The following is a 24,624-nucleotide window of genomic DNA, read 5'->3' on the forward strand; positions in this document are numbered from 1 at the left end:
GCTAGACTGCGGCGGGGCGCTGCGCGAGCAAAACTGGCATGTGTCGGTCGGTGCAGGCCAAGCGCTTGATTTTTTATAGTCTACAGATAGAGGGAGCGACACTATGCAGCGGCAGCAGTTCTGTTCACGAGGGACATGGGCGACTTGGCTCAAGGTGGGGCTGTGCGGGATGGCCGTCCTCTCGGTTTCCTTGGCCGCGATGGCCAACGATGTGGCCGAGCCGCAAGGAGCCCCAGAAGCAACGACGGCCGAGTCCGTAGGTTACGGTCTGCAGCCGGGTGACATTATCCTCATCTCAATCTGGGGCGAGGAAGGGCTGGATCGGCCGGTACTGGTTGGCCCGGATGGGCGGATTTCCTTTCCGCTGGTCGGAAACCTCCAGGCTGGTGGGCGCACTGTCGAGGAGCTCACCGGCATTATCGCCAAGCGTGTCTCCCGATATGTGCCAAACCCGTTGGTGACCGTCAGTCTGCAAGACATCCCTGGTAACCGCATTTATATCCTCGGGCGGGTCAATAAGCCGGGCGATTTCGTCATCGGCCGCGACGTGCAGGTGATGCAGGCGTTGGCGATGGCTGGTGGCTTGACCGCATTTGCTGATCGAAAATCTATTAACGTGCTGCGCACCGTGGACGGCAAGCAGTTGCAGATTCCGTTCAACTACAAGGAAGTCGAACGCGGCAAGAACCTCCAGCAAAATATTCCACTTCAGGCTGGCGACGTCATCGTCGTGCCCTAGGCGGGACTGCTTGAACGAGCCTTAGCGACGGGCTTTCGTCTGTTAGTAGAGTTAAACCCAACCAAAGCGGTTGGGTTTTTTTTGAAAAAAAGACTGGCGGAATTCTCTATTTCTCATATCCTTGGAGGTGTAATCTAACATTCAGTCGAGAAAAAGGGGTTGAGGGCGTTGCCAAATCAGACTGCAGTGCGTTTGTGGCTTAGGCCTCGGGATTTGGCTGGCAGCCGGCGGGCATGGTCCCGCTCGTGGCTTCTGGCGCTTGCCACGCTGCTGCCGTTATCAGCATCAGCGCAGGATTGGTACCTGCAGCCAAAGGCCAGCCTAGACACCTTCTACGACGACAACGTGCGACTGACAACCGTCGACGCGCAAAGCTCTGCTGGCGCGATCGCCAGCGCCGAGGCTGAATTCGGCCGCCGCACCGAGGTCAGCGAGGTCGCGATCCGCAGCGAAGTCAGCAATCGCACCTATGACGCGGTTTCTGAGCTCAACAGGACCGACGGATTGCTCGAGTTGAACTCAGCCTATCAACTCGAACGCAACGGCTTCGGCCTCGACGCCCTTATCGACTACGACTCGACCCTCACCAGCGAGGTGGCAACCTCCGGTTTTGTGCAAGTCAACAAACGCCGCACAAGTCTATTTGCTGCCCCGTCTTGGACTTACTCGCTCACCGACCGCGCCAGTCTTGAGTTCGGTGCCAACTACACAGACGTGACCTACGAGGATGTTGGGGAGATCCCCTTGTATAACTATCGCATGAGCGGCGGCAGCATTGGCGGCACCTACCTTTGGAGTGAACGCACGCAGCTTTTTTCCCAGCTGACTTTCGACCGCTACGAGGCCGACCAAGTGGGCACCAGCTCTGATACAATTGGCCTGCTTGTCGGTGGCGCCTATGCGATTTCTGAGCGTTTGTCGTTGACAGCGCTGGTTGGTCCACGATTGGCTACGTCTGAAACGCCAAGTCCACTCGGCGGCACGGAGACTCAGGACAGCACCGGGGTGCTGGTGGATCTCTCGGTCGAGAAGCGTTTCAACGTCGGCAAACTGGAACTCTCGGGTTCCCAGGCACTCCTACCGAGCAGCAACGGCGATCTCGCGAGCACGACATCCGCCGGCTTAGATCTTGACTATCCGATCGGTGCGCGTTGGTCGCTGCTGGTTGGCGCCGATGCCTACCGCAATCGTAATCCCGACGGTGAGGAAAGCATCAATGACCGTGATTACGTCTCGCTCGAGCCGCGGTTGCGTCATCAGCTCGGGGATTGGTGGCAACTGGACCTTGGCTACCGCGTACGTTACCAGAAATACACTGAGCAACAGGAGAGTGCCTTTTCCAACGCCGTCTTTCTCAACCTGGGCTACACCCCAGCGCCGCGCTGAGTGGATCGCCCCCTGGGCTTGGCTTTCCTAATGGCCGCATCGGACCCTTGCCTTTATGTTTATGTTTACCGACAGTGAAAGGAATCCTGCAGTTGCCTCGGCAACCCCCTCTGCGCTTCAGGTGTTAGATTCGCCCGGGTCCTCGGCTCCCCACATGATGGAAGAGCATGCGCTCAGCCTCGACGACTACATTGCGATCCTCAAGCGCCGCAAGTGGCAGCTCATCATCCCCGTGGTCGTGCTGTCGGTGATCGCCATGATCACTGCGGTTTTGCTGCCGCCGACTTATCGCTCAACGGCCACCATTCTGATCGAACAGCAAGAGATCCCTGACGAACTGGTTCGCTCGACCGTCACCAGCTTCGCTGACCAACGGGTGCAGACCATCAGCCAGCGGGTCATGACCACCGAGAATCTCGGGAAGCTCATTGAAAGCTATCATCTTTATCCGGAGTTGATGCAGCGCTACGGTCTGGTTTCTGCCGTCGAGCAGATGCGCGAAGATATCAAGCTCGAGATGATCAGCGCCGATGTCATCGATCCCCGTAGTGGTCGCCCAGGTGAAGCGACCATCGCCTTCTCTCTGTCTTTCGAGAGCGAGTCGCCCGCCATGGCGCAGCGCGTCGCCAACGACATCACCTCGCTCTTTCTCAGCGAGAATTTGAAAGACCGTCAGGAATCGGCCAAACAGACCGCAGTCTTCCTGCAAAACGAGGCCAACAAGCTCGCCGATCGGCTTTCCTTGCTCGAGGCGAAGTTGGCGGAGTTCAAAGAAAAGCATGGCGATAGTCTGCCGGAGCTCAAAGCGCTCAACATGCAACTGATTCAGCGCACTGAGGATCATTTGCGCGACACCGAACAGGCGGTGCGCACCCTGCAGGAGCGAAAAATCTATCTGGAAGGGCAACTCGCGCAGATCGATCCCTACAGCGAGCTGTTCTCTTCCGATGGCAGACGCGTGCTCGGGCCGGTGGATCGGCTGAAGGCGCTCGAGGCGGAGTATGCGGAGGTGGCGGCGCGTTATTCGAGCCAGCATCCTGAGCGCATGCGCCTTGAACGCGAAATCGCCACCCTGCGCCAGCAAGTCGGGAAATCCGCGAATGTCACGGCAGGGCTCGAGCGGGCCTTGGATGCGCAGCAGGAGGAACTGGCGGATCTGCGCAAGCGCTACTCGAACGAGCATCCAGACGTCAAAGCCTTGACCAGTGCCATCGCGATTACCAAACGCCAGCTCGCGACAGCAAGGAAGGCTGGTTCAGCTGATCCAGCAGGCGTGTCCGACGCTGATAATCCCGCCTACGTTCAACTCCAGGCCCAATTGCACTCGGCAGACGTGGAGCTGCGCTCGCTTCAGGAATCTCGCGAGGAGACCCGCACCAAGCTTGCCGAGCTGGAGCAGCGCATCACCAAGGGCCCGAGAATCGAGCAAGAGTACCAGGCATTGACGCGCGACCATGAAAATGCCATGGCAACCTATAGCGAGGTCAAGCAGCGCCTGGTGGCAGCCGAACTCGGCGAGGCGATGGAGACCGAGCGCAAAGGGGAGCGTTTCTCCCTCATCGAGCCACCGCTATTGCCTGAGCAGCCGGCGAAGCCGAACCGGCTCGCGATCGCCTTCCTTGGGCTGGTGCTTGCGTTTGGCGGAGGCGTCGGCAATCTCGCGTTGCGCGAGGCGTTGGACAGAAGCGTGCACGACGTCCGTGACATGGAGATGATCATCATGGCCCCACCCTTGGCTGTGATCCCCTTCATCGAGACCGAAGCCGATATCCGCCGGCGCAACAGGCAGAGGTTGCAGCTCATACTCGGCAGTATTCTTGCTGTGACATTGGTAACAGGCGCTGTGCATTTATTCGTAATGCCGCTTGACGTCGCCTGGTTCAAGGTTCTCGACCGGGCAGGTCTGTTGAATACCGCCCCACCTAGCGCGCGCTGATATCGGCCATGGAGCGCATAAAAGAGGCATTAGAGCGCGCTCGGGCTGAGCGCGCGGCTGCGCGCCTGGATGACGGCACCGAACTGTCGGCGCTGCAAGCTGACGTGCAAGCCGATCTGCAAGCCGATCTGCAAGCCGATGTCCAAGATGACGAGGTCGAAGAGGCCGAGGACGACAGCAGCGGTGTGCAGGTTTCCTATACAAAAACGCGAAACCTGAGCGTTAATTACGAACGGCTGCGCGCAAAGCGCGTGTTAATCAATGAAGCCCGCAGCCCCATTGTCGATGCCTACAATATTTTGCGCACGCGCATCCTGCAGCGGCTTCGACCCAACGGGTGGAATGCCGTCGCGGTCACCAGCCCGCGACCCGGTTGTGGCAAGACGCTCACATGCATCAACCTCGCCATCAGCCTGGCTCGGGAGGTCAATCAGACCGTACTCCTCGTCGATCTCGACTTGCGCCGCCCATCTGTGATTCGCTACTTCACCGACGAGGATCTGCCTGGAGTCAGCGACTACCTCCTCGAACAACATGAACTCGCTGAGATCCTGGTAAATCCGAGTATCGAGCGTCTCGTGATCTTGCCAGGGCATAGCTCCTTCACCAATTCCTCGGAGATGCTCTCCACACCGCGGATGGTGCGTCTCGTCACCGAACTCAAGACGCGCTATCCTGACCGTATCGTATTGTTTGATATGCCACCCTTGCTGACCGGCGACGATGTTCTGGCCTTCTCCCCCTATATCGACGCCATCATGCTCGTGGTCGAGGCTAGCGGAACAACCCGAGATGACCTCAGGCGCGCATGGAATTTACTCGATGGGAAGCGCATCCTTGGCGTGGTGCTGAACAAGGCTGACGGCGGCTCGGCCGGCGACGGGTACTATTAGCGAAAAAAACCAAGCAGCGCGCAGTTGACTTAGGCGGCCCACATGTATGACAAGTTTTACGGATTCAAGGAAAGGCCTTTCTCCCTGCTTCCGGATCCGAGCTTTCTGTTCCCAGGTCGTCAGTACCGCATGGCCTATTCGCTGCTAGGGTACGCGGTGGTCAGCAAGGCGGGGCTTGCCGTCATCACAGGTGATGTCGGGTGCGGTAAAACGACGCTGGTTCGCCAAATGCTCAATCAGTTGACGAATCGTGTCACTGTTGGTCTGATCACCAACACCGCCAACATGAAGGAAAACCTGCTCAAGCGGGTGCTGCTGGCCTTTCGCCAGGACTACACGGGCAAAGAGTCAGTCGAGCTGCATGAGGCCTTGGAGAACTTTCTCATCTCCGAGTATGCCCGTGGCCAACGGACAATCCTGATTGTCGACGAAGCGCAGAATCTTCCCATCGAGACACTCGAGGAATTGCGCCTGTTTTCCAATATCAATGCAGACAAAGACCAGGTGCTGCAACTCCTGCTGGTCGGGCAGCCCGGGCTCAAGGAAAAACTGGAACGGCCCGAGTTGCAGCAGCTCGCGCAGCGGGTGGTTGTGAGCTACCACCTCAACCCGCTGACCGAGCAGGAAACGCCGATCTACATCCGCTACCGCCTCAGACACGCGCGGGGCAATCCGGCGATATTCACCGATGCGGCAATCTCCCTGATTCACCAGCACTCGGGCGGTGTCCCGCGTCTCATCAACGTTCTCTGCGACATGGCGCTGGTCTACGGCTTCAGGGAGCGCGCGAAAACGATCGAAGCCCCCCTGGTGCAGACCGTCATTCAGGATCGCACCGGGGGAGACCCTGCCGGCCTGGTCTGACGCAGTCCGTGGCGTTGACCCGAACAAAGCGTCTGCAAATAGTTGATTTATATAGCTTTTATGGACGTTATTTGAAAGCCTTTATCGCACTCTGCACCTCTGTCATCCGACGAATGGCATTGATAAATGTGACCAGCGTCACTATGATTGTGCATAAGAGTATATTTTTGGGGTGATTGCCGGCAGCGAAAGCGCTAAGTGCAAAGTCTTGCGATGAAAAAGACCAAACTCCTGCTCATAACGACGGCTGTTTTAGCAGCTGCGAGTGTCGCGGTGGTGCCAAGGCTGGCTCCAATCCTCCTGACGGACGGGGACGCCGATAACAGTTCTGGCAGCAGCAGCAATAAAACATCGGGTCCTGCTTCGGGCGCTTTGAGCCAAGCCGCTTTTGGCCACGCAGGGAGCGCGCCGCAGGTCCACTTCGCTTTTCTAGGCGGTATATCGCGCTTTAGTCAGCACTTTGACTTACTGAGCAACAATTTTACGTTCCAGTCCTGCCCCCTTCCGGACGGCCCAGGTTGGGGGGACGGAACAAACAGCGACGACCAGCAGTCGATCTGGTTTGCGACGGAGCCAAGCGAGAGTCCAGCGCCCGCTGATGGTGGCAACAGCAAGCTCGGCCAGAGCAGCAACGTCCAGTATGGCCCTCTTGGAGACGGTGCCCTGTTATGGACTGGGTTATCGAGCAGCAGCAATAATTCGAGCGCAAGTCAGGCCAGCGCGAGTCATAGCGGAGACCAGCAGACATTTTTGTATCAGAGCGACACAGATCAGGCAATTGCAGCTGAGACCACAGGGGGTGGAACAGCCGGCGCCGGCAGCCCGCCGAGTCCCGGCCCGACAGCAGTGCCCATTCCAGCTGCATTTGTCCTCTTCGGCTCCGCGTTGGCGCTCCTGCTGGGGCTTGGGCGGCGGCGCCAAACAAGCGTATTTTCTTAATATCAAAATGTTAGACTGTTACTCTGGGTAAATCTTGATCATCTAAGCATTTTTATAGACGAATACAATATCTTAAATTCCACCAGGTGAATGATCATGAAAAACTTAGTCTCTTATAGTATCGGTAGCATGATGCTCGCGGCGTCTATGGCCGCTTCGGCCGGGTTCGTGATAGAAGGCGGAACGGCGAACACACTGACGTACAGCACAGAGCTGCCGCACAATGGCTTCAACCCAAATGGGTTCGGTGCTGGTAAAGGATATGAGGGAGAAGTTGGCGTTGTCGGGGCCAAGGTCAATTGGTATGGGAATGCGTCTGATGTAACTTGGACCTTGGAGTACCTCGGTAAGGAGGCGAGTTGGAACAATGAGTTCAATTTCTCCGCAGTAGACGGTAACAGTTGGAAGTCTATTTTCACCGTTCAGGGATCAAAAGTTGGGGCCACGGAGAGCATTGAAGGCGGAAGTTTCGGTTTTCAGTTTCTTGCTGACGCAGGTGACAAAGGGAGTGTATCCAATGCCGAAGGGCGTGATAGCGCGCCGTATTTCTGGGCGCAAACGTACGACGAGGGCAATACCCTGGTTCTGTGGTTCTCGGATGGCGGTGCCGGCAATGATAAAGACTTTGACGACATGGGTGTGAAAATCAGTGCCAAAGTCTCTAGCGTTCCAATTCCTGCGGCGCTACCCTTGTTCATGTCCGCCTTGGCCGGCTTAGGCTTCGTCGGCTTCCGTCGCCGCAAAGCCTGAACGACAATCTTTATTATGCACTCAATGAGTGCTTGCGGTGGCAGTGTTTCTCAGTAGGCTTAACAATGGCTCGTTTTAGAGCAATACCAGCTAACACAATAGACTTGACGGCTGCAAGAGGTGTAGAACGATGAAAAAATCTATCTTTGTAGCGGGCCTAGCGCTCGCAACCTTGACCGGTGCCAATGCGTATGCTGCGGCTATTATCACAGAAATGCCATATTATGGTGCATACTTCACCGCTATCAAAGCCGCCGGTGGGACCGTTGAGGATTTTGAAAAGGAAAAATATGTTAAAGGGCCATGGAACAACAGCTGGGGCAGCCCCGTTGGCGACTTCTACGGGTTGGGCGGTACTGGCAGCGGAACCACCTGCCAAGCCTCTGACAACTGTGAGAAAATTGCTCTAACCGACTACTCAATTAACGGTCAATACGGCATTTTCCCTAACGACCAAGGTAAAGCGCTTAATTCAAACGACAAGGGCGGAATACAATGGAACGTCAATAGCGCAACTGGGTTTGATATGGTCGCATTTGCAATCCGTGACGCGGCTGACCAGTCGGGAACGCAGTTCAAAATCACGGCCATGTCGGCTGACGGTGGTACCATTTTCGCCGAGCAGTTGTTTACAGGTGGATGGGATAACGAAGAAGTAAATGTGTTTGAGATTAAGTTTGATACCGTGTTGAATAATGCGATAGTCAAGCTGGAAAGTCTAAAAGCAGATGGTGCTACTTACAGGTTAAACGATGCTTTTACGCTTGATGCCGTATCAATGGGTAAAACCGCCGTTCCTCTGCCAGCAGCCGCTTGGCTGTTCCTAAGTGGTTTGGGCGTGCTGGGCGCAATGCGCAAGCGGAAGCAGGTAGTCGCCTGATCTCGAAAGACGATTTTTTTAGCAGCGCCTTTCTAAAGGCCAACATACCCTCGTGCGAAAGCACGGGGGTATTTTTTTTCAATAAGATGCGGCAGTTTTCTTGACCCCTTCAGAAGGCTTGACCTAGCTGTGGATTGGAATTTGAAATTGATACCAACCGCCAGCTGCCTCAGCTTTTCGGAAAATGCGCGCGTCCCCCTGCATTTTTTGCTGCTACTTGCACTGACACCCGGTTCCCGAGCAAGCGGAGACGGTGATCTTTCGATCACTCTTCCGCGTCAGCACCTAAGCCCGGCTGAACTCGGGCTGATCATCAACGATCTCGATCCGCTCAGCCGCCACATCGGCGCCTACTATGCCGAGCGTCGTCAGATTCCGGAAGCGAATCAAATCCACATCCGCCTAGCGCCCGAACCGGTGATCAAGGCCGAGGCCTTCGCCGAGGTCTACCGCCAAGTCCAACAACAAACGCCCGAACAGGTCCAAGCCTACGCCCTGACATGGGCCGAACCCTACCGGGTTGACTGCATGTCGATCACCACCGGCTTCGCGGTGGGCTATGACCCGGCTTTCTGTGCCGATGAGTGCAATCTCACCCGACCAAGCCCCTACTTCGCCACCAACAGTCAGGCGCCCTACGATGACTACCGCTGGCGACCGACCATGGCTTTGGCGGGGGAAAGCTTCGATGAGGTCAAGGCGCTGATTGATCGCGGTATCGCGGCGGATGAGACGCGGCCAGCGGGGACGGGCTACCTGGTCAGCACCGATGACGCGGCCCGCAATGTGCGCGCACGACAGTATCAGCGCGTCATCGGCAGCTTTGGTTCCATCGTGCGTTTGGAGCAAGTCGAGGCCAATGCCATCCGGTATCGCCCGGACGTGCTGTTTTACTTTACCGGGCTCGTGCGGGTACCGGATATCGACACCAATACCTATCTGCCAGGGGCCATTGCCGATCATGTGACCTCAAGCGGCGGCGTGCTGACGGGCTCCCGGCAAATGAGCGCGCTGCGCTGGCTGGAGGCGGGGGCGACGGCCAGCTATGGCGCCGTGGTGGAACCGTGTAACTTTCCGGCAAAGTTTCCCAGTCCGGCGGTGCTGATCGCCAATTACCTCAATGGCGCGACCGCGATCGAGGCCTATTGGAAAAGCGTGGCCATGCCTGGGCAAGGCATTTTCATCGGCGAGCCGCTCGCGCGCCCCTACGGCGGCTATGCGCTTGAATACCAGGCCGGCGAGGATGATGCGGAGGGCGATCACTGGCGCTTGACAACCTATGCCCTCTCCCCAGGTCGCTATCGGCTTGAGAGCGCGCTCGACCCGCTCGGTCCCTACGAGGGGCGCGGCACCTTTGTGAAAAAAGGGGCCGCGCCGGCGGTGCTGGAGCTGCCGGTGGAAGGCGCGCCCGTCTACCGCATTTTGCCCGCGTCCCCGTGAGGATGCGGCGGAGCGGCCAAGTGACTCACTAGAGCTGCTCGGCTAGAGTTGCGCGACTAGAGTTCCTCAAGGGTCGCCTGTGCTTCCTCGCTACCGGGGAAGGGGCTGCCATCGGCCAGCGCGCGCTCAAGTGCCGCGCGGGCCTCGCTGGTGCGACCGAGGGCCTGGTAGGTCATACCGAGGTGGTATTCCAGCTCCGGGAAGGGGTCATCAAGCTGTGCCGCTTGGGTGAGAGTGGCGAGCGCGGTTGCGTAGTCGCCATTCTTGTAGTAAGCCCAGCCGAGGGTGTCGAGTAACACTGGCTGCTTGGAGTCATCGAAACGCTTGGCGAGTTCCAACGCACGCGCGGCCTGGGCCTCGTCAAGATCGGGCTGCATCAGCAGCATCATGGCAAGATTGTTGGCAACCACATCGGCATTCGGCGCTTTGTCGAGCACCTCCTGATAGACCGCAATGGCATCACCGCCGGATTTCTGGATCAGGTTGCCGAGATTGTAGAGCAGGAAGGCATTGCGCTCGGTGGCATCCGCGCCCTGCTCGAGTGTGGCGATGGCGGCGTCAAGATCACCACCGCGGTCTTGTACACTGGCAAGCCCCAGATATCCGGTGGGCGACTGCGGATGCCGCTGGATGATGTCACGGTAGGTCTCAGCAGCCGCCTGGTCCTGCCCGCGCGCGCTCTGGATCTGTGCCAATAGCTCGGCGGCGGCAATGCTGGTCGGCAAATCGTCGACCAAGGCCTTGGCTGTCGCCTCGGCCGCCTCTGGTTGCTCAAGCGCCATCTGCACGCGCGCCAGTGCCAGGCGCGGTTCCGGTGCTTTCGGTGCAATGGCCAAGGCCTTTTCCAGCTCGGCCTTGGCACCTTCAAGATCATCCTGCTGCTGCAAGCTGAGAGCCTTCAGATAGTGCCCAAGTGGATGGTCCGGGCGCTGCTCGAGCAGCAGCGTCGCGGTCTTGCCGAGCTCCTTCCAATCCCGGTTGCTGAGCTGTATGCGGGCGAGCGCACTCTGCGCCTCGGCACTGTCTGGCACCTTCGCCAGCAGGTCGTCGAGCGTCATTCTCGCACCCTCGAGGTTGCCACTGTTGGCCTGGACCTCGGCCAACTGCAAGTAGGCGCGCGGATCATCAGGCGCAGCGGCAATCAGATTGCTCAGCGCCTCTTGCGCCAGCGGCAGCTCGTTCTTGGCTAAATGCACCTGCGCTAACAGGCGCATCGCCGGCAGGGATTCCGGGCGGTTGCGCAAAATGGTGCGCACATCGGCCAACGCCTGGTTGGTATTGTCACGATCCAGCGAGATAGCGCCGCGCACCAGCAAGGCTTGCTCGTCTTGGCTTTCCTCTGCCAGCACTTCATCGGCCAGCGCCAAGGCATCGTCAAGGCGGCCCTCGGACACCGCGAGGGTCGCCAGGCGGGAGCGTGCGGTGAGGCCGGCTGCGTTCAATCCGGCGCGCTCGGCGACGTCCTCATAGGCTTTCCGCGCGCCCTCAATGTCATCTTGCTGCGCACGCAGCTCGGCTAGTGCGAGCCCCAGGTCATATTCCTCCGGGTACTGGGTAATCATCTCGCTCAGTGCCTCGCTCGCCGCTGCCGGTGAGCGGACTTGAGCCAGATAACGCACCACGGCAATCTTCGGCGCGCTCTCATCCGGCGTCAGCGCGATGGCCTCGCGCAGCACCGCCTCGCCCTTGTCGATCTGCTCGTGCTGCGCAAGGTAGCCAGCCAGGCGCAACCGATGGGATAGCTCTTCTGGGTCGCTCGCGACAATCTGCTCAAGCACTGCGGTCGCCTTCTCGACCTCCCCCTGCTTTTCATAGACGCCACCGAGCATGAGCTGGAGCTCCAGGTCATCGGGGTAGGCGGCGAGGGCTCGCTCAAGCAGCGCGGTCGCCGCGGCAGGATCATCCTGCGCCAGGCGAATTTGCGCCATCAAGGCCAAAGCCTCGCGTTGCTCAGGGTCGATCGCCAGCGCGGCCTCCACATCCTGCACCGCGGCGCCGAGATCGCCCTGGCGGCGGGCCACGGCCCCGCGCAGCATCAGCCCCCCGGCATTCTCAGCGTCAAGCGCCAGCACCGCCTCCGCCTCAGCCAGGGCATCCTCGGGTTGATTGCCCGCCAGCAACAGCAGACCCTTGCGCACCCGCGCCTCGATCAGATTCGGATCAATCTCCACTGCGCGCGAGTAGCTGCCGTAGGACTTACGCCACTCCCCAAGCTCCTCCTGGATGCGGCCAAGCATGTACCAGGACCCCGCATCGCGCCCTTCCACTTGCAAGGCGTTCTTGAATTCCAGCTGCGCCTTCTCAAAATTACCTTCGTCAAACAGCGCCATGCCGCGCTGGTAATAGCGGGCGCTGGTATCTTCCGCGCTGCAACCGGAGAGCACGACCGCGACCAAGAGTACGGACAACACCACAGTCAAGGGGGGGGGGCAGCGTGGCGTATGGAGCCGAGGGACCTTTTTGCATCGTGGCTTTCATCATGAGCTATCCTTAAAGGTGGGTTCAGACGCTAAGAACAGGGTGACAGATCAGGCCATCGTGCCCAAATTGCCACCCGCTCTGCGCCAGGGTGGATTCAGTGCTCAAGAATGACGAAAAATCCCTAAACTGTCCAGGATGAGTGGAAACGCGTCTAGGACCTCATTCGGGCTGCGCTCCGCTGATTTCGCTGTTCGCACCTGCAAGCAAGTGCAAGGTTTCTGATTTTCCCTTTGGTAGGATGATGCGCGTAAGTGGGTGAAAGGCTAGCAGGGCATTGAATCAAGTGCCGGTAGATGCTGAAACGCATTTTTTTGTGAGGCATTCTTATTTTTGTGCTCTATTTCTCCAAATACCGATGGGGCGTCTCGACTCCCGGCGACCCAAGCTCCTGTGTCGTAGCCTCTGCGCTCCGGTATGGTCGGCCCCTCATTTCTCCCAAAATGCCTGAAAACCGCTGTGGCGAATGGCGCCAGCGCCAACCGAGTTCACCAGAGATGATCTTCTAGCATGGATGCACAGCTCCCCTCCGCTCGCAAAAGGCCTATTCTGGCTGAATTTCAAGCCGTGTCGTTATTTTTCTGGATCTCCGACGCCGCCATGATCATGGTCGCGTTGAATGGGCTGACGCGTCGGTTTGATGCGGGATGGGGCATCAATTACTGGATGGCTGCCCTGCTTGGAGCTCTGATTTTCAACATTTATGCGCGACCAGCCGGGGCCCATCGCAGTTGGCGGGGGCAGCACGCAAGCCGGTTCGTCTGGCCGGTGATCAACGCCTGGGTGGCGACGGTGGCCACTCTCATTGCGGTTGCCTTTGTTACCAAAACGTCTTACGAATTTGCACGGGCAGTCATGCTGAGCTGGTTCGTATTAGTGCCTGTGATCATCTTAGCGTGGCGGTACCTCGGCATCCGAGTGGCTAGAAAAGCATATAACGCAGGCCGGAATATGAAGCACGTAGCGGTTGCTGGCTCTGTCAGCGATTCTACGGAGCTCATCAGTGTGATTCAGGGCAACCCAAGTCTCGGTCTCCGCCTAGTCGGCCTTTACGATGATCGCAAACTCGACAGAGAGGGAGACGCAAGCACCCATGACGAGCATCGCCGGGGGGATTTCGATGACCTTGTTACGGCGGCGCGGATGGGTATTGTTGACTTGGTGTACATTACCCTGCCCCTCAAGGCGGAGAACAGAATATCCGAGCTCATTCGCCACCTGTCGGACACCACGGCCTCTATACATTATGTGCCGAACTTTCTGACATTCGACCTCTTGCACTCGCGCTGGATCTACCTCGGTTCGATCCCGACGCTCAGCATCCGCGAGACCCCGTTTTATGGCGCTGATGGCTGGCTCAAGGCCCTTGAGGACCTCTTGCTGACGGTGGTTGCGCTTCTGCTAAGCGCTCTGCCAATGGCTATCATCGCGATTGCGGTGAAACTGGATTCGCCTGGTCCGGTCATCTTCCGGCAGAAGCGCTATGGCCGCGATGGTCAAGTCATTTCGGTCCTGAAATTCCGCACCATGCGAGTCTGTGAGGATGGTAAAAAAATCACCCAAGCCACCAAGGATGACCCGCGCGTGACCCGCGTCGGTCGATTCCTCCGCCGGTATTCTCTCGACGAACTCCCCCAATTCCTGAACGTGTTGCGAGGAGAAATGTCCATCGTCGGCCCACGACCTCACGCTGTCGCGCACAGCGAAGAATACCGCAAACTTGTACCTGGCTACATGCTGAGACACAAAGTGAAGCCTGGCATCACCGGATTGCCTCAGGTCAGCGGCCTGCGCGGCGAAGTGGACACCACGGAAAAAATTCGCAAGCGCGTCGAGTACGACATGCACTATATCCGCGAATGGTCTCTGTGGCTTGACCTGAAGATCATCTTTCTGACGACAATTCGAGTGATAACTGACAAGGATGCCTATTAAGCGCCTCGAACACTGTTTTGCCGGCACCCATCAAAGCGGCTCCGTCTCCTGAAACAAGCGTGAAACGCCATTGAGCGAGGGCTGTGCCGCGGACATCGTGGCCTCCAGGTTTGACAATATCCCTTTCCCGGCGTTAATTTGCCAACCATCTGGATTGAAAGAGAATTGGAGCCGGAACTTAAGCGTCTGACAGCGCAGTTTCCAGCCCTGATATTGGTCGGTCCGCGCCAAGTCGGCAAGACCGCTCTGCTCAGTCGTACCTTTCCCGATCATCGCTACGCCACCCTGGACGCGCGCGAACCGCTGGTGAAACACCACGCGGACTGGGCGCAATTCCTCTGGCGTGGCGGTTTTCCCGCTCTTTGGGCCGGAACGCAGAAACCCTGCCTGATCGCGAGCGCTGGTATCAGGGCTATCTGGCCACTTAATTTCACCGATACGGGGCTAGCCGCCTATCTGCTTGGATTCGCCGCGGCCGAAACCCTGCTGGCGGGGCGGGAAGCCGGCGCGCTGTGGGAAAACCATGTCGTCACGCAGTGGTTGCGCTCGCGGGACTGGCACCAGCCTTCTGCCAACCTCTGGTACTGGCGCGACCAAGCGGGCAACGAGGTGGACCTGCTCATTGAACGCAACGGCGCGCTGCACGCCATTGAATGCAAACTCACCGAACAACCCGGCCCGCGCGAGACCCGAGGACTGGCCAAGCTGCGCGCCTTCTACGGCGACCAGATCGCCACGCGCGCATGGATCGCCTGCACCACGCGACAGCGACATGAAATCGCACCAGGAGTGGATGCGACTCCAGGGTGGGAAATCCGCAGGAGCGTCCAACAGGCTCCTAGGGCGTTGCCACCATGGGTTCCAACTTGGGCGGCGGCTCGTTACTGATTCGCCACAAATCCCATTGAACTTGATTCATAAGCCATGATTCGGCGCTGGTGCCAGTCAGCAGCGACACCCTGAGCGCCATTTCAGCCGTCATGGCGGCATGGCCGTTTAGCAGACGGGATAACTGCACGCGCGACACGCCAAGCCGTTTGGCGGCGGCGGTTACGCTCATGCCATCAGGCAAGAATTCACCCAAGACTTCGCCGGGATGGGCGGGGTTGTGCATCTGTACCATGTTGGCCTCCTAGTGGTAGCCCGAGGGTTTGCACGATGGAAAACATCGTGGCCGCCAGCTGCGCGCTCCACAGGCTGGCGGAGCCAAAGTAGTTTTGGGTATCCCGAATTTTGTGTGGGGCTCGGTGACTATCAGTCCGCGCTGGCCTGGCCAGCGCCCAGGTCGGCCAGCCACTCGGCAGCGGGATCGACCGCCACGGGTCCGCGTTGCTCGCGCTGGCGCAGATGTCGAACCAGCAAGGTCGCTCGGGCATCGGGAAATCGGGCGGCAGTTGCGGTCAGATAGCTCGGAACGGTGGCGTTCGACCACTTGCATTCAATCAGTTGGGTCGGCTGATAGGAATCGCACATCACAAAATCAATTTCCCGGCCTTCCTTGTCACGAATGTACCCAAGACTCGCCTCTTTCCCCTCGGCATCGCGCAACCGCTGGACCTCGGCTCGCAGCATGGTGGCGCAGGCATTCTCGAAGCGGGCGCCCTCATCACCCTTGACGAGACCTGTGTCGTAGAAATACACCTTCGGCTCCTTGAGCAAGGCGCGCGCGATATTTCGGTGAAAAGGCCGCACGGCGAAGACGATATGCAGGGTTTCAAGGATGTCCAGATAGCGCCCGAGGGTGGTGGGTGAAACCTGAAGGTCGCGGGCCATGGATGCCAAGGATACTGGTGACCCAACGCGTTCGCGCAGCATCTCCACAAACAGCCGCATGGCCCGCACCTCGCCGATGCGGGAGAACTCAAGGATGTCATCTCGGATCAGACCTTCGAGATACAACTGGCGCCAGCGCCGCGCATCGGCATCCGCTTCCACCAACAGGGGCTCAGGAAAGCCGCCGCGCTCCAGTAGCCTGTTCAGGGCGTTTTCAGGGGTGATGTCGGTGGCTGTGACGAGCTCATGCACGGTCACGGGGAGCAGGTGCCAGGAGAAGTAACGACCGGCCAGCGATTCACCGGCTTGACGGAAGGCGTCCAACCGCGCGCTGCCCGTGACAAGAATCGATTGTCCTTTGGCTCGACCGTCATAAACGCCTTTCAGCCAGGCGCGCCAATCCTTCATTTTGTGCAGCTCATCGAATACCAGCAAGGACGCAGTGGGTACCCAACTTTGTGCCAGCATCACGCGACGGTCAGGAAGCACATCCCAGTTAAAGAGGTGCGCATCGGGAAACTGGGACGCAATCATCTGTGCCAGTGTGGTTTTGCCCGCCTGGCGCGGGCCGGTGAGAAAAACCATTTTCCGGGCAAGATCGCGCTGCACCATCGGCTGGATCAGTCGTTTCATGGTGACGATTTTCCCATGAGCTGGAAAATCGTCAAGACTATTTTGGCTTACTCTGGAAGACGGTCGCCACAGCTCGCAGAAGAAATTTGATTGCGAAACGGGAAGCCAAGATTTTCCGTGCGCGTCATCGGCCCCGGATGCGCTGGATCAACACCAGATTCCGAAATACCCATAGTTCTTGCGCCGGCATACCGGCGTGCGCAGGGTCTCCTCCGCCTTGTTATTGTCCATCGGGACCTGATCAGCACTTGGCGGGTGCGTGAGAAACACTGTCAGCCCCGACCAATGTGCGAGCAGGCTGGTGAGCACCTTCGCGCCAGATACCGCTTCAGGGTTGGGACTGCGAGGTCCAGCGCGCCCGCCAACTTGCTGTAGTTGAGAACCTGCCCGTTGTAATGGGCGCAGCGAATCAGATCCCGTGAGGCAGAGCTAAGGATCAGGAAACGCCCGGGCCGGCGGTCACGGTCGATTTCCAGTGCTTCCTCGGCGAGGCGGGGAATATAACCATGCATTTTCACTATGACCATAGTTGATTTGCATGGTTACGCGATGTCGCGCTGAATTCATCATCAAGGCTCTCCTCACCTGGCTCACCGCCTTGCGCGCCGCCCTGTAGGCGCGGCATCCCTCGTCGCGAACAACGCGCAAGACAACAGGTAGCGCTTAGATCGGCATACGCCGATCCACAGAATGGCAGCAACAGTTTAGCCATCGGTGCGCCGGCTCTAGCCGGCATCGCGCGCTAGGCGGGCTCGGCAGCCCCTCCGCGCCGCAGAAGGGAATTTTCAGCAGGGACAGAAAAGCGTGATCTCGACTATACTCTGCTGATGTAGTGTTCAGCCCGGCCACAACCCCGACAAGAGCTCAAAGTTGACGCCAAAATGAAGGTCTTTGTAGCAGGCCACCGTGGCATGGTCGGCTCAGCCATCGCGCGGCGCCTGGCAATGTTAATGGGGTCGATCTCATCACCCGTTCACGGGCCGAGCTTGATCTAACCGACAGCAGCGCCGTAGAGACCTTCTTCGCCGAGCAACGCCCGCAACAGGTCTACCTCGCCGCGGCCAAGGTCGGGGGAATCTGGGCCAACGAACATCTGCCAGCCGAGTTCATCCAGGTCGATCTGCTGGTGGCCAACGACGACGTGCTCATCGCCGTTGAATGCAAAAGCAAAATGACCCACGACTATGTGGACCAGCATGTTGAACGCAAGGGCAAACTCAAACGCATGCTACCCGCTTACCGCCATCACCAAGCCTTCGGCGCGGTGGCGGCAATGGTTATGCCCACGGATGTCGTTCACTACGCGCAAAACCAAGGTTTTTATGTGCTGGTGCAAAGCGGCGAGACGCTGACCATCTGCAACGATCCTTCTTTTTCTGCCAGTGCCTGGTATTCAAGGAATCAGAGGCAATCAAAAATCAAAGCGGCTACGCTCGGTTCACCTTTCGAGCGTCCTGCCGGAGCCTGAGCAGGTCGGCGGGCGCGAACGCGGGCTGACCGGGTGTGAGAGCGCCGCTGGCGTTATTGAGCCCGAGTTCGGCCAGATCAACCGCAGACAAATTCACCTCCGTGCATCCGTTTACGGAAGTGTCAACCCGAAGCCGAACGGAGTAGAAAGAATGCCAACCTGGCATTTTTTCTCTCCCATTTTTTACCTTTGAGCTAAATACTGGATTTGGAGAATCTCATGGGGCTTAGCTATGTCACTGTAGCGCTGACGAATCTTGGCAAAACGAAACCGTCCTATAAAGCCGATTTTTTAGTCGAAACCGGAGTCGTCGACTGTCTAGCGCCGAGTCGCGCCTTGCGGGATGCTGGGGTGCTTGAGGAAGGAAAAGACGTGTATGAACTGGCTAACGGCGATGTTATTGAATACCCCTACGGCTTTGCCCGAGTCACCTTCATGGGCGCAGAAACAGTGACCCAGGTGATTTTTGGTCCGGATGATAGCGAACCAATTTTGGGTGTTGTGGCTTTGGAGACCACGGGCATCGGGGTCGATCCAGCAACCCGCACGCGGAAGCAGATGTCCGCCAAACCCTTGAAATAGCAGTTTGCGTCGACCAAACCCCCGTTGACCCGCGGGGAAGGATAGCCTTGACGAAGGGCATCGCGTCATTTCCGCAAGCTAAGGACTATCGCGAACTCTAGCGATTCGGGCACCTAGTGCGGCAGGATACTTATCGGCCAGCGAAAAGATGCGCGCCCAGCAGAACACAATGATTGCGCCTTGAATGCACGTCGTTAATCTATGCTCGCGATGCGGCGAGATAACCGGTCAGATATCGCGCTGATCGGGCGAGCCATCTAATCGCGCTGACCAAGAGCTCCGTCAAGTTGGAAGCTTGGGGTCCGCCATTTCAGAGCTTTGGGCTATACTCTAGAACATAATAAATTTTAGGCTAGTGCCTACCGTTAACCTCGCATGGTGGCACTGCACAGCAGCGATTGGAGTCCAGTGGTTTTGTCGCGCTGGATCGGTAACGAAGGGAGGGTGAAGGTGCCATCAGAGACGCGATCCGTTAAGCGCAATGATTACTGTGCCTGCTCCGTGAATCACGCGAGCTCTTGATCAAGGTGCCTGCGGATCGCTGCCCCGGCGATCTCAGACCCAGCAGTCCGGCGTGACTTCTGAGGGCCGGCTGCAAATTGGTCGCTAATTTGGGGGGGGCGACCGGCGCCGAGACTACGACCGGTTGTTCTCAGAAGAGAGCCTATCCGCAGACTGCTCAGAGAGGGCTGATGAAGATTTTCGTAGCTGGTGACCGGGGTATGGTGGGTTCAGCCCTTCTGCGCCGGCTGCAAGCGGCAGATGGTGGCGGCAACCAGTACATCACCCGCACCCGCACGGAGCTGAATCTGGTCGACTCAGCCGCTGTTGAGCACTTTTTTGCAGAGCAACAGCCGGACCAAGTTTACCTGGCGGCTGCCAAAGCCGGCGGCATCTGGGCCAATAATCACCTCCCGGCCGAATTTATCTATCAGAATTTGATGGTTCAGGCCAACGTGATCCACGCAGCCTGGCGCCATGGTGTGCAACGACTCCTGTTCCTCGGCAGTTCCTGCATTTATCCGCGCCTAGCCGACCAACCGATGACGGAAGATGCCCTGCTGACCGGCCCCTTTGAGCCGACGAACGAGCCCTACGCGGTCGCCAAAATTGCCGGAATCAAGCTCTGCAAGTCCTACAATCGGCAATATGGCAAGGATTTTAGAAGTGTGATGCCGAGCAATCTCTATGGTCCGGGGGATACTTTCCACCCGCGTGCCCGCATCCCGCTCGGAGACGGGCTCGCCCAGACCGATGCATGGTTTGTCGAGCACCAGAACAGCCTGTGCACCTAACACATTACGATATTAAGAAAGCCCGTGACAACACGTCCATGAAGACAGCTCTCATCACCGGTATCACCGGCCAAGACGGCGCCTATCTCGCGGAATATCTGCTTGAGAAAGGCTATGTGGTGCACAGCATCAAACGACGCAGCTCGCTCTTCAACACCGACCGCATCGACCATCTGTATCAGGACCCGCATCAAGCGGACCGGCGCTTCGTCCTGCACCATGGCGACATGACCGACAGCTCGAGTCTGATCCGCATCATGCAGCAGGTGCGACCGGATGAAATCTATAACCTAGCCGCGCAAAGGTCCTGCAACGGCATCCGGTACAACCATAAAAGCCCCATCCGCGGCGAGACCTTCGTAACCCGCAAGATCACCCGCGGGCTGGCGCGCATCAAGCTCGGCCTGCAGGAGCGGATTTACCTCGGCAACATGGATGCCAAACGCGACTGGGGCCATGCCAAGGACTATGTGCGCATGCAATGGATGATGCTGCAGCAGGATCAGCCCGAGGATTTTGTCATCGCCACTGGCAAGCAATTCTCGGTGCGCGAATTCGTCGAGATCGCCGCGCGCGAGATCGGCATCGACATCCGCTGGGAAGGCCAGGGCGTCGAGGAGAAAGGCTATGACCAGAAAACCGGCGCCTGCCTGGTGGAAGTCGACCCGCGCTACTTCCGCCCGGCCGAGGTCGAGACCTTGCTCGGCGACCCGAGCAAGGCCAAGTAGAAACTTGGCTGGGAGCCAGAGATCAGATTCGCCAGCCTGGTGGCGGAAATGATGCGTGAGGACTTGAAGGAAGCCGAGCGCGATGCCCTCTGCACCCGAGAAGGCTATGCTGTCCATCGCTACAATGAATAACCGAACAACGTCGAATAATATCTTGGTCCTTTACCAACGTGCTGGGCGCTAAATGATCATTGGCCTACTAGTGGAAGTTCATTTTTTATTTGCACCAATATTCTTGGTGATAAAGAGACATTGCGTTTTTGGTACCTCTTTTTTGAAAGCCAACGAAGGTGTAACGTGTGGATTCTGACGAAATGTCTTCTGATAGGTTGATGAAAAAGTTAAACCTAGGTTGTGGCTCTCAGGTTCCGGATGGTTGGATTAATGTCGACTACGCGCTTGGAGCGAGATTCACAAAAATAATTTTTTTCGTGGCGTTAATAAAAAGATTAGGCTTTTCAACCTGGATTGGCATGAGAAAATATTTGTTCATGATCTAACGAAGAGCTTCCCGTGGAAGGGTACAACAGTCGACGTCGTTTATAGCTCTCATACTCTAGAGCATCTCACTAAAGAACAGGGCAGACAATTTCTCTCCGAGTGTTACAGAGTTCTTCGTCAGAACGGAATTATCAGAATCGTCGTGCCCGATTTAAAACATGAAGTAACAGAGTATCTTGAAGGTCGCATCCGAGCAGACGATTTTATTGAAAACCTTGGCGTGCTTTATGAGGTTAAAAGCAACACTCTGAGAAACATGCTACCCCCTTTTTTTTCATTCCCACACAAATGTATGTATGATTCACCAAGATTGATCGAAATACTCACCGAATTTGCTTTCCAGGCATCGTCGCAAAGCGCTTTCGAAAGTGAAATCACCGATATAAAAGCCGTCGAATTACCAGGCCGCACCAAGAACGCAGTAATCGTAGAAGCGCGGAAACAATAAAATTTTCAAGCTTGGGCTCTTTATACCCGTTGGATACAGGTTTTCGGCCCTCAAATAGATGGCACTATTTCGAAATTATCAGTTAGCAGTGACCTTAAGCCATCTCGATGTTTCTCCAGATTGTTGAAAAATTCACTGCACGCATCTTCGTATTCTGCGAATGTCTCGTAATAGGTGTTATAGAGAATCTTGCGTTTAAAGAATTTCCAAAATCGTTCTATTAAATTCAAATTGGGTGAATAAGGTGGAAGAGGAACAAGCTCTATCTTTGAGGTTTTCAGGTAATCACTTACTTTCTTCGCTTTATAGTAACCCGCATTATCGCAGAAGATGGTGATCACGGACGCCTTGGGATACTGGCGCTCCACGTCGCGAAGCAGGTCAATGGTGGTCTCGGCATTGATGGTGTCTTCAAAGCGAACAGTGGCTTTCAGATCGGCGACATTGAGTGCGCCATTGATGTTGAGGCGTTGCCGACCGGTATTACTTTTCACATACCCACGCTTGCCGCGTTTGATCCATCCGCCAGCGAGGACGGGGTTGTGGTGTGGATGGACGGCGTCCATGAAAATAATAACGTCTTGATCTTGAAGATTTTCCTTCAGCGCCTTGTAGTCCTCGACAAAGGCTTTTTGCTTGTCCTCGTCGGGCTTGCCTGGTACCAGCTTGGGCTTCTTGTAACGATAGCCGAGACGATGCAGCACGGCGGTCATGCCAGAGAGACTGAAGGTGACACCTAAGTGTTCTTTGACCCAACTGCGCACGCCTTCAGCAGTTTGATAGATATGATCTTGCAAATGCTTATCGAGTTCCGCCAACTGTGCTTCGTTCAGGAGCGCTTCACTGCCCACATAGTTCATGCGCATCAGCTGCTCAAGCCCGCCGCGGCGATAGTTTTTAAAGTATGATCGCGCGGTATCGGGGTCCATCAACAGCGCTTCGGCCACCTCCGAGGGGCTGAAGCCCTCGGCCAACAGGATCACGGCATTGATGCGATAGGCCTCGCGCACGTTGCTCGCCTTCCTATGCGCGGCACGCAGATCTTGAAGCTGGTCAGTGGTGAGACGGTAGTCGGTCATGGGGCAAGCCTACCGCATTTTTTCAGTGACTTCCAAGGGTAACCTCAACCGAAAACCTAAGTAAGACTGGTATATCTTTCCGGAGCCTAGCCACGTTAACTGTGAAAGACATCCCCTGCGGTTTGTGTCGATTGTGCGCTGATCCGTTCCTAAATTGTTAATCGCAGAAAATTTTTTGAGACTAGATCCCTTTCTCGATCCTTTTCGCAGTTTTCGAGGCACAATAACCGTGAGTTTGACTGTCGATAATATTGCGTCACTACTTTAATTTCAATGCGCAATAGATTATCGAATTTGAATGCTCGCCTATTTGGCGGGCCGGCTAAAGCGGTTTTTCAAGGAATGGGAACGCTGGCGCTTGGTACTGGGTTAGCGCGGCTGATTGGGGTTGCCTCGATCCCGGTGTTGACACGCATCTACAGCCCCGAGGACTTCGGCATACTATCGATTTTCACTGCGGTGATCTCTATGATCGTGCCGGTGCTGACGCTGCGCTATGTAGTCGCGATCCCGCTCCCTAGACATGATGGGATGGCAATGAACATCATGGCATTGTCCGCAGCCTCGATTTTTACCATCACGCTGGTGATCAGCGTCGGCTTGTGGTTTTTTGGCCCGCTACTGCTGGGGCTGATGTCGATGGAGGTTCTAGCCCCCTATTGGTGGCTAATCGCACTGGGAGCTTTTGGCATCGGAACATATGAGTTGCTGTCGATGTGGGCGACTCGACGCAAAGCTTATAAAGATGTCGCACAGACTCAAGTTTTCCAATCGGCAATTGGCTCGCTTATTAAGATTGGCTTGGGTCTGCTGGCGATCAAGCCCCTTGGATTGTTGCTCGGTCATGTTATCGCCCAAAGTGGAGGAATTGGATCATTTATCCTAAGGTTTTGGCCAGACTTTCGACGCACGAAGAGAATGATCACGCGACAACGCATGAGGTTCGCGGCAGGATACTTCCGTGGCTTTCCGGTCTTTCGGCTGCCGTCGCAGTTCTTGCTGGTGTTTTCGATGCAGGCCCCGCTTCTGTTTACAGCAGCGGTTTATGGTGCCGATGCGACTGGAGCACTTGGATTGGCGCTTACGGCATTGGCTTTTCCAATGAGCTTGTTCGGACGGACGATGGGTAAGGCGTATTATGCAGAGGTGGCAAGTCTAGGAAAAAATCGCGTTAAAGAGGTAAGGTCGCTCACTATTTCAGTCATCAAAAGGCTTTTTCTTTTTTCTTTAATTCCTGCTGTCGCTCTATTTCTTATGGGGCCCTTTTTTTTTCAAGTGATATTCGGTGAAGAATGGATATTGGCTGGTAATATCGCGTCGGTGCTTTCAATCTATCTTGTTGGTCAGTTTATCTCATCTCCAGTCGTTCAGCTTCTCGACGTTTTCGGGCGTCAATCTGATTATCTGTTAATAAATGTTTTGAGAGCCATTATTTTAATTATTTTATTTGGTGCTGCACACAAATGGCAGCTACATATTATGACGACTTTTTTAGTATACTCAGTTGGTATGTTCCTTTTTTACATACTAACAATGCTTCGCGTTATGAGCTTTGTTCGGAATTAAGAAAATGAACAAATGTTCAATTGAGTACCTATCAATAATTAGCTCTTCTAGCTCGAGATATAATCACGCCACTGATTTTACAGTCGCCTATAGGGGAGTGATATCATCTTGATTTTGCGATGCTATTTGATCATTAGTCCTTGTATTTCAAAGCTTAAAGAGTGAATAATTTTCTATGAGGTTTGTCAGAAATGATGATTTTAAATAAAACATTGGTTATGATTTCTTTGGGTTTGGTGCCACGGTTAATGTGGTATCTTAAATTGATGGGGTTTCTAAAGCAAAACGGCCAAAGTGTATTAGTATTAATC

General features: G+C 56.3%; 19 protein-coding genes and 4 pseudogenes. 18 read left to right on the top strand and 5 right to left on the bottom strand.

The window, feature by feature from the left end; genetic code table 11:
- Positions 1-103 precede the first annotated feature (103 nt).
- From Thiosp_RS02690 to Thiosp_RS02725, 8 genes are all read left to right on the top strand, one after another.
- A complete protein-coding gene (locus Thiosp_RS02690; protein ID WP_201068815.1) occupies positions 104-739 on the top strand; it encodes a polysaccharide biosynthesis/export family protein in 636 nt (211 codons plus the stop codon).
- 168 nt (positions 740-907) lie between these two features.
- Positions 908-2,125, top strand: coding sequence for a hypothetical protein (locus Thiosp_RS02695; protein ID WP_323696809.1), 1,218 nt, complete (start codon positions 908-910; stop codon positions 2,123-2,125).
- A gap of 154 nt (positions 2,126-2,279) precedes the next feature.
- Positions 2,280-4,061, top strand: a complete 1,782-nt coding sequence (locus Thiosp_RS02700) for a GumC family protein (RefSeq protein ID WP_242518932.1) — start codon at positions 2,280-2,282, stop codon at positions 4,059-4,061.
- Positions 4,062-4,069: 8 nt separating this feature from the next.
- Entirely contained in the window at positions 4,070-4,954 is an 885-nt protein-coding gene (locus tag Thiosp_RS02705; protein WP_201068813.1) for a CpsD/CapB family tyrosine-protein kinase, read from the top strand.
- Between the two features lie 42 nt (positions 4,955-4,996).
- The gene (locus tag Thiosp_RS02710) at positions 4,997-5,818 is read left to right on the top strand and encodes an ExeA family protein (protein ID WP_201068812.1); all 822 of its coding nucleotides are present in this window, start codon (positions 4,997-4,999) and stop codon (positions 5,816-5,818) included.
- A gap of 1,035 nt (positions 5,819-6,853) precedes the next feature.
- The gene (locus tag Thiosp_RS02715) at positions 6,854-7,507 is read left to right on the top strand and encodes a VPLPA-CTERM sorting domain-containing protein (RefSeq protein ID WP_242518925.1); all 654 of its coding nucleotides are present in this window, start codon (positions 6,854-6,856) and stop codon (positions 7,505-7,507) included.
- 130 nt (positions 7,508-7,637) lie between these two features.
- Entirely contained in the window at positions 7,638-8,387 is a 750-nt protein-coding gene (locus tag Thiosp_RS02720) for a VPLPA-CTERM sorting domain-containing protein (protein ID WP_201068811.1), read from the top strand.
- 141 nt (positions 8,388-8,528) lie between these two features.
- Positions 8,529-9,827, top strand: a complete 1,299-nt coding sequence (locus tag Thiosp_RS02725) for a TIGR03790 family protein (RefSeq protein WP_201068810.1) — start codon at positions 8,529-8,531, stop codon at positions 9,825-9,827.
- A 56-nt stretch (positions 9,828-9,883) separates the two neighbouring features.
- Here Thiosp_RS02725 and Thiosp_RS02730 read toward each other — a convergent pair whose 3' ends face one another.
- Complete coding sequence (locus Thiosp_RS02730; RefSeq protein ID WP_323696810.1) at positions 9,884-12,235, bottom strand: tetratricopeptide repeat protein; 2,352 nt, start codon at positions 12,233-12,235, stop codon at positions 9,884-9,886.
- A gap of 580 nt (positions 12,236-12,815) precedes the next feature.
- On the opposite strand from Thiosp_RS02730, the gene Thiosp_RS02735 reads away from it, so the two are divergent.
- Together Thiosp_RS02735 and Thiosp_RS02740 are read left to right on the top strand one after the other, a co-directional pair.
- Positions 12,816-14,240, top strand: coding sequence for an undecaprenyl-phosphate glucose phosphotransferase (locus tag Thiosp_RS02735; RefSeq protein WP_201068808.1), 1,425 nt, complete (start codon positions 12,816-12,818; stop codon positions 14,238-14,240).
- Positions 14,241-14,405: 165 nt separating this feature from the next.
- Positions 14,406-15,128: a DUF4143 domain-containing protein gene (locus tag Thiosp_RS02740; RefSeq protein ID WP_201068807.1), complete on the top strand. Its 723-nt coding sequence runs from the start codon at positions 14,406-14,408 to the stop codon at positions 15,126-15,128.
- Here the strand turns inward: Thiosp_RS02740 and Thiosp_RS02745 are convergent.
- The 3 genes from Thiosp_RS02745 to Thiosp_RS24640 form a co-directional block, all read right to left on the bottom strand.
- Positions 15,079-15,363, bottom strand: a complete 285-nt coding sequence (locus Thiosp_RS02745; RefSeq protein ID WP_201068806.1) for a HigA family addiction module antitoxin — start codon at positions 15,361-15,363, stop codon at positions 15,079-15,081. The two genes, Thiosp_RS02740 and Thiosp_RS02745, sit on opposite strands and share 50 nt — an antisense overlap.
- Before the next feature lie 131 nt (positions 15,364-15,494).
- Entirely contained in the window at positions 15,495-16,646 is a 1,152-nt protein-coding gene (locus Thiosp_RS02750) for an ATP-binding protein (RefSeq protein ID WP_201068805.1), read from the bottom strand.
- Positions 16,647-16,793: 147 nt separating this feature from the next.
- The gene (locus Thiosp_RS24640) at positions 16,794-16,955 is read right to left on the bottom strand and encodes an IS66 family transposase (RefSeq protein WP_201068804.1); all 162 of its coding nucleotides are present in this window, start codon (positions 16,953-16,955) and stop codon (positions 16,794-16,796) included.
- Positions 16,956-17,527: 572 nt separating this feature from the next.
- Between Thiosp_RS24640 and Thiosp_RS02755 the strand changes: the two are divergent.
- From Thiosp_RS02755 to Thiosp_RS02780, 7 genes and pseudogenes are all read left to right on the top strand, one after another.
- Positions 17,528-17,775 (top strand): annotated as a pseudogene (locus tag Thiosp_RS02755) (NAD-dependent epimerase/dehydratase family protein); the annotation flags it as partial.
- 42 nt (positions 17,776-17,817) lie between these two features.
- Entirely contained in the window at positions 17,818-18,114 is a 297-nt protein-coding gene (locus tag Thiosp_RS02760; protein WP_242518972.1) for a hypothetical protein, read from the top strand.
- Positions 18,115-18,333: 219 nt separating this feature from the next.
- Positions 18,334-18,696 carry a pepsin/retropepsin-like aspartic protease family protein gene (locus Thiosp_RS02765; protein ID WP_201068803.1) on the top strand — a complete coding sequence of 121 codons (363 nt, stop codon included), beginning with the start codon at positions 18,334-18,336 and terminating at the stop codon, positions 18,694-18,696.
- Positions 18,697-19,388: 692 nt separating this feature from the next.
- Positions 19,389-19,910, top strand: a pseudogene (locus tag Thiosp_RS02770) (NAD-dependent epimerase/dehydratase family protein); the annotation flags it as partial.
- A gap of 119 nt (positions 19,911-20,029) precedes the next feature.
- Positions 20,030-20,851: pseudogene (locus Thiosp_RS02775) on the top strand (GDP-mannose 4,6-dehydratase).
- 349 nt (positions 20,852-21,200) lie between these two features.
- Positions 21,201-21,293: pseudogene (locus Thiosp_RS24645) on the top strand (hypothetical protein); the annotation flags it as partial.
- A gap of 69 nt (positions 21,294-21,362) precedes the next feature.
- On the top strand, positions 21,363-21,668 hold the full coding sequence (locus Thiosp_RS02780; protein ID WP_242518924.1) for a hypothetical protein: 306 nt from the start codon (positions 21,363-21,365) through the stop codon (positions 21,666-21,668).
- A gap of 50 nt (positions 21,669-21,718) precedes the next feature.
- On the opposite strand, the gene Thiosp_RS02785 is transcribed toward Thiosp_RS02780, so the two are convergent.
- Entirely contained in the window at positions 21,719-22,747 is a 1,029-nt protein-coding gene (locus Thiosp_RS02785) for an IS630 family transposase (protein ID WP_201068802.1), read from the bottom strand.
- 294 nt (positions 22,748-23,041) lie between these two features.
- Between Thiosp_RS02785 and Thiosp_RS02790 the strand changes: the two genes are divergently transcribed.
- Positions 23,042-24,313, top strand: coding sequence for a lipopolysaccharide biosynthesis protein (locus Thiosp_RS02790; protein ID WP_201068801.1), 1,272 nt, complete (start codon positions 23,042-23,044; stop codon positions 24,311-24,313).
- Positions 24,314-24,624 lie beyond the last annotated feature (311 nt).

It is taken from the genome of Thiorhodovibrio litoralis, assembly GCF_033954455.1.
GTDB classification, from domain to species: Bacteria; Pseudomonadota; Gammaproteobacteria; order Chromatiales; family Chromatiaceae; genus Thiorhodovibrio; species Thiorhodovibrio litoralis.

Excerpts from the sequence above, each read along its gene's own strand:
- Thiosp_RS02785 (WP_201068802.1), bottom strand. The coding sequence starts at position 22,747 with ATGACCGACTACCGTCTCACCACTGACCAGCTTCAAGATCTGCGTGCC.
- Thiosp_RS02735 (WP_201068808.1), top strand. The coding sequence starts at position 12,816 with ATGGATGCACAGCTCCCCTCCGCTCGCAAAAGGCCTATTCTGGCTGAA.
- Thiosp_RS02750 (WP_201068805.1), bottom strand. The coding sequence starts at position 16,646 with ATGAAACGACTGATCCAGCCGATGGTGCAGCGCGATCTTGCCCGGAAA.
- Thiosp_RS02710 (WP_201068812.1), top strand. The coding sequence starts at position 4,997 with ATGTATGACAAGTTTTACGGATTCAAGGAAAGGCCTTTCTCCCTGCTT.
- Thiosp_RS02715 (WP_242518925.1), top strand. The coding sequence starts at position 6,854 with ATGAAAAACTTAGTCTCTTATAGTATCGGTAGCATGATGCTCGCGGCG.
- Thiosp_RS02745 (WP_201068806.1), bottom strand. The coding sequence starts at position 15,363 with ATGGTACAGATGCACAACCCCGCCCATCCCGGCGAAGTCTTGGGTGAA.
- Thiosp_RS02690 (WP_201068815.1), top strand. The coding sequence starts at position 104 with ATGCAGCGGCAGCAGTTCTGTTCACGAGGGACATGGGCGACTTGGCTC.
- Thiosp_RS02700 (WP_242518932.1), top strand. The coding sequence starts at position 2,280 with ATGATGGAAGAGCATGCGCTCAGCCTCGACGACTACATTGCGATCCTC.
- Thiosp_RS02760 (WP_242518972.1), top strand. The coding sequence starts at position 17,818 with ATGACCCACGACTATGTGGACCAGCATGTTGAACGCAAGGGCAAACTC.
- Thiosp_RS02765 (WP_201068803.1), top strand. The coding sequence starts at position 18,334 with ATGGGGCTTAGCTATGTCACTGTAGCGCTGACGAATCTTGGCAAAACG.
- Thiosp_RS02720 (WP_201068811.1), top strand. The coding sequence starts at position 7,638 with ATGAAAAAATCTATCTTTGTAGCGGGCCTAGCGCTCGCAACCTTGACC.
- Thiosp_RS02705 (WP_201068813.1), top strand. The coding sequence starts at position 4,070 with ATGGAGCGCATAAAAGAGGCATTAGAGCGCGCTCGGGCTGAGCGCGCG.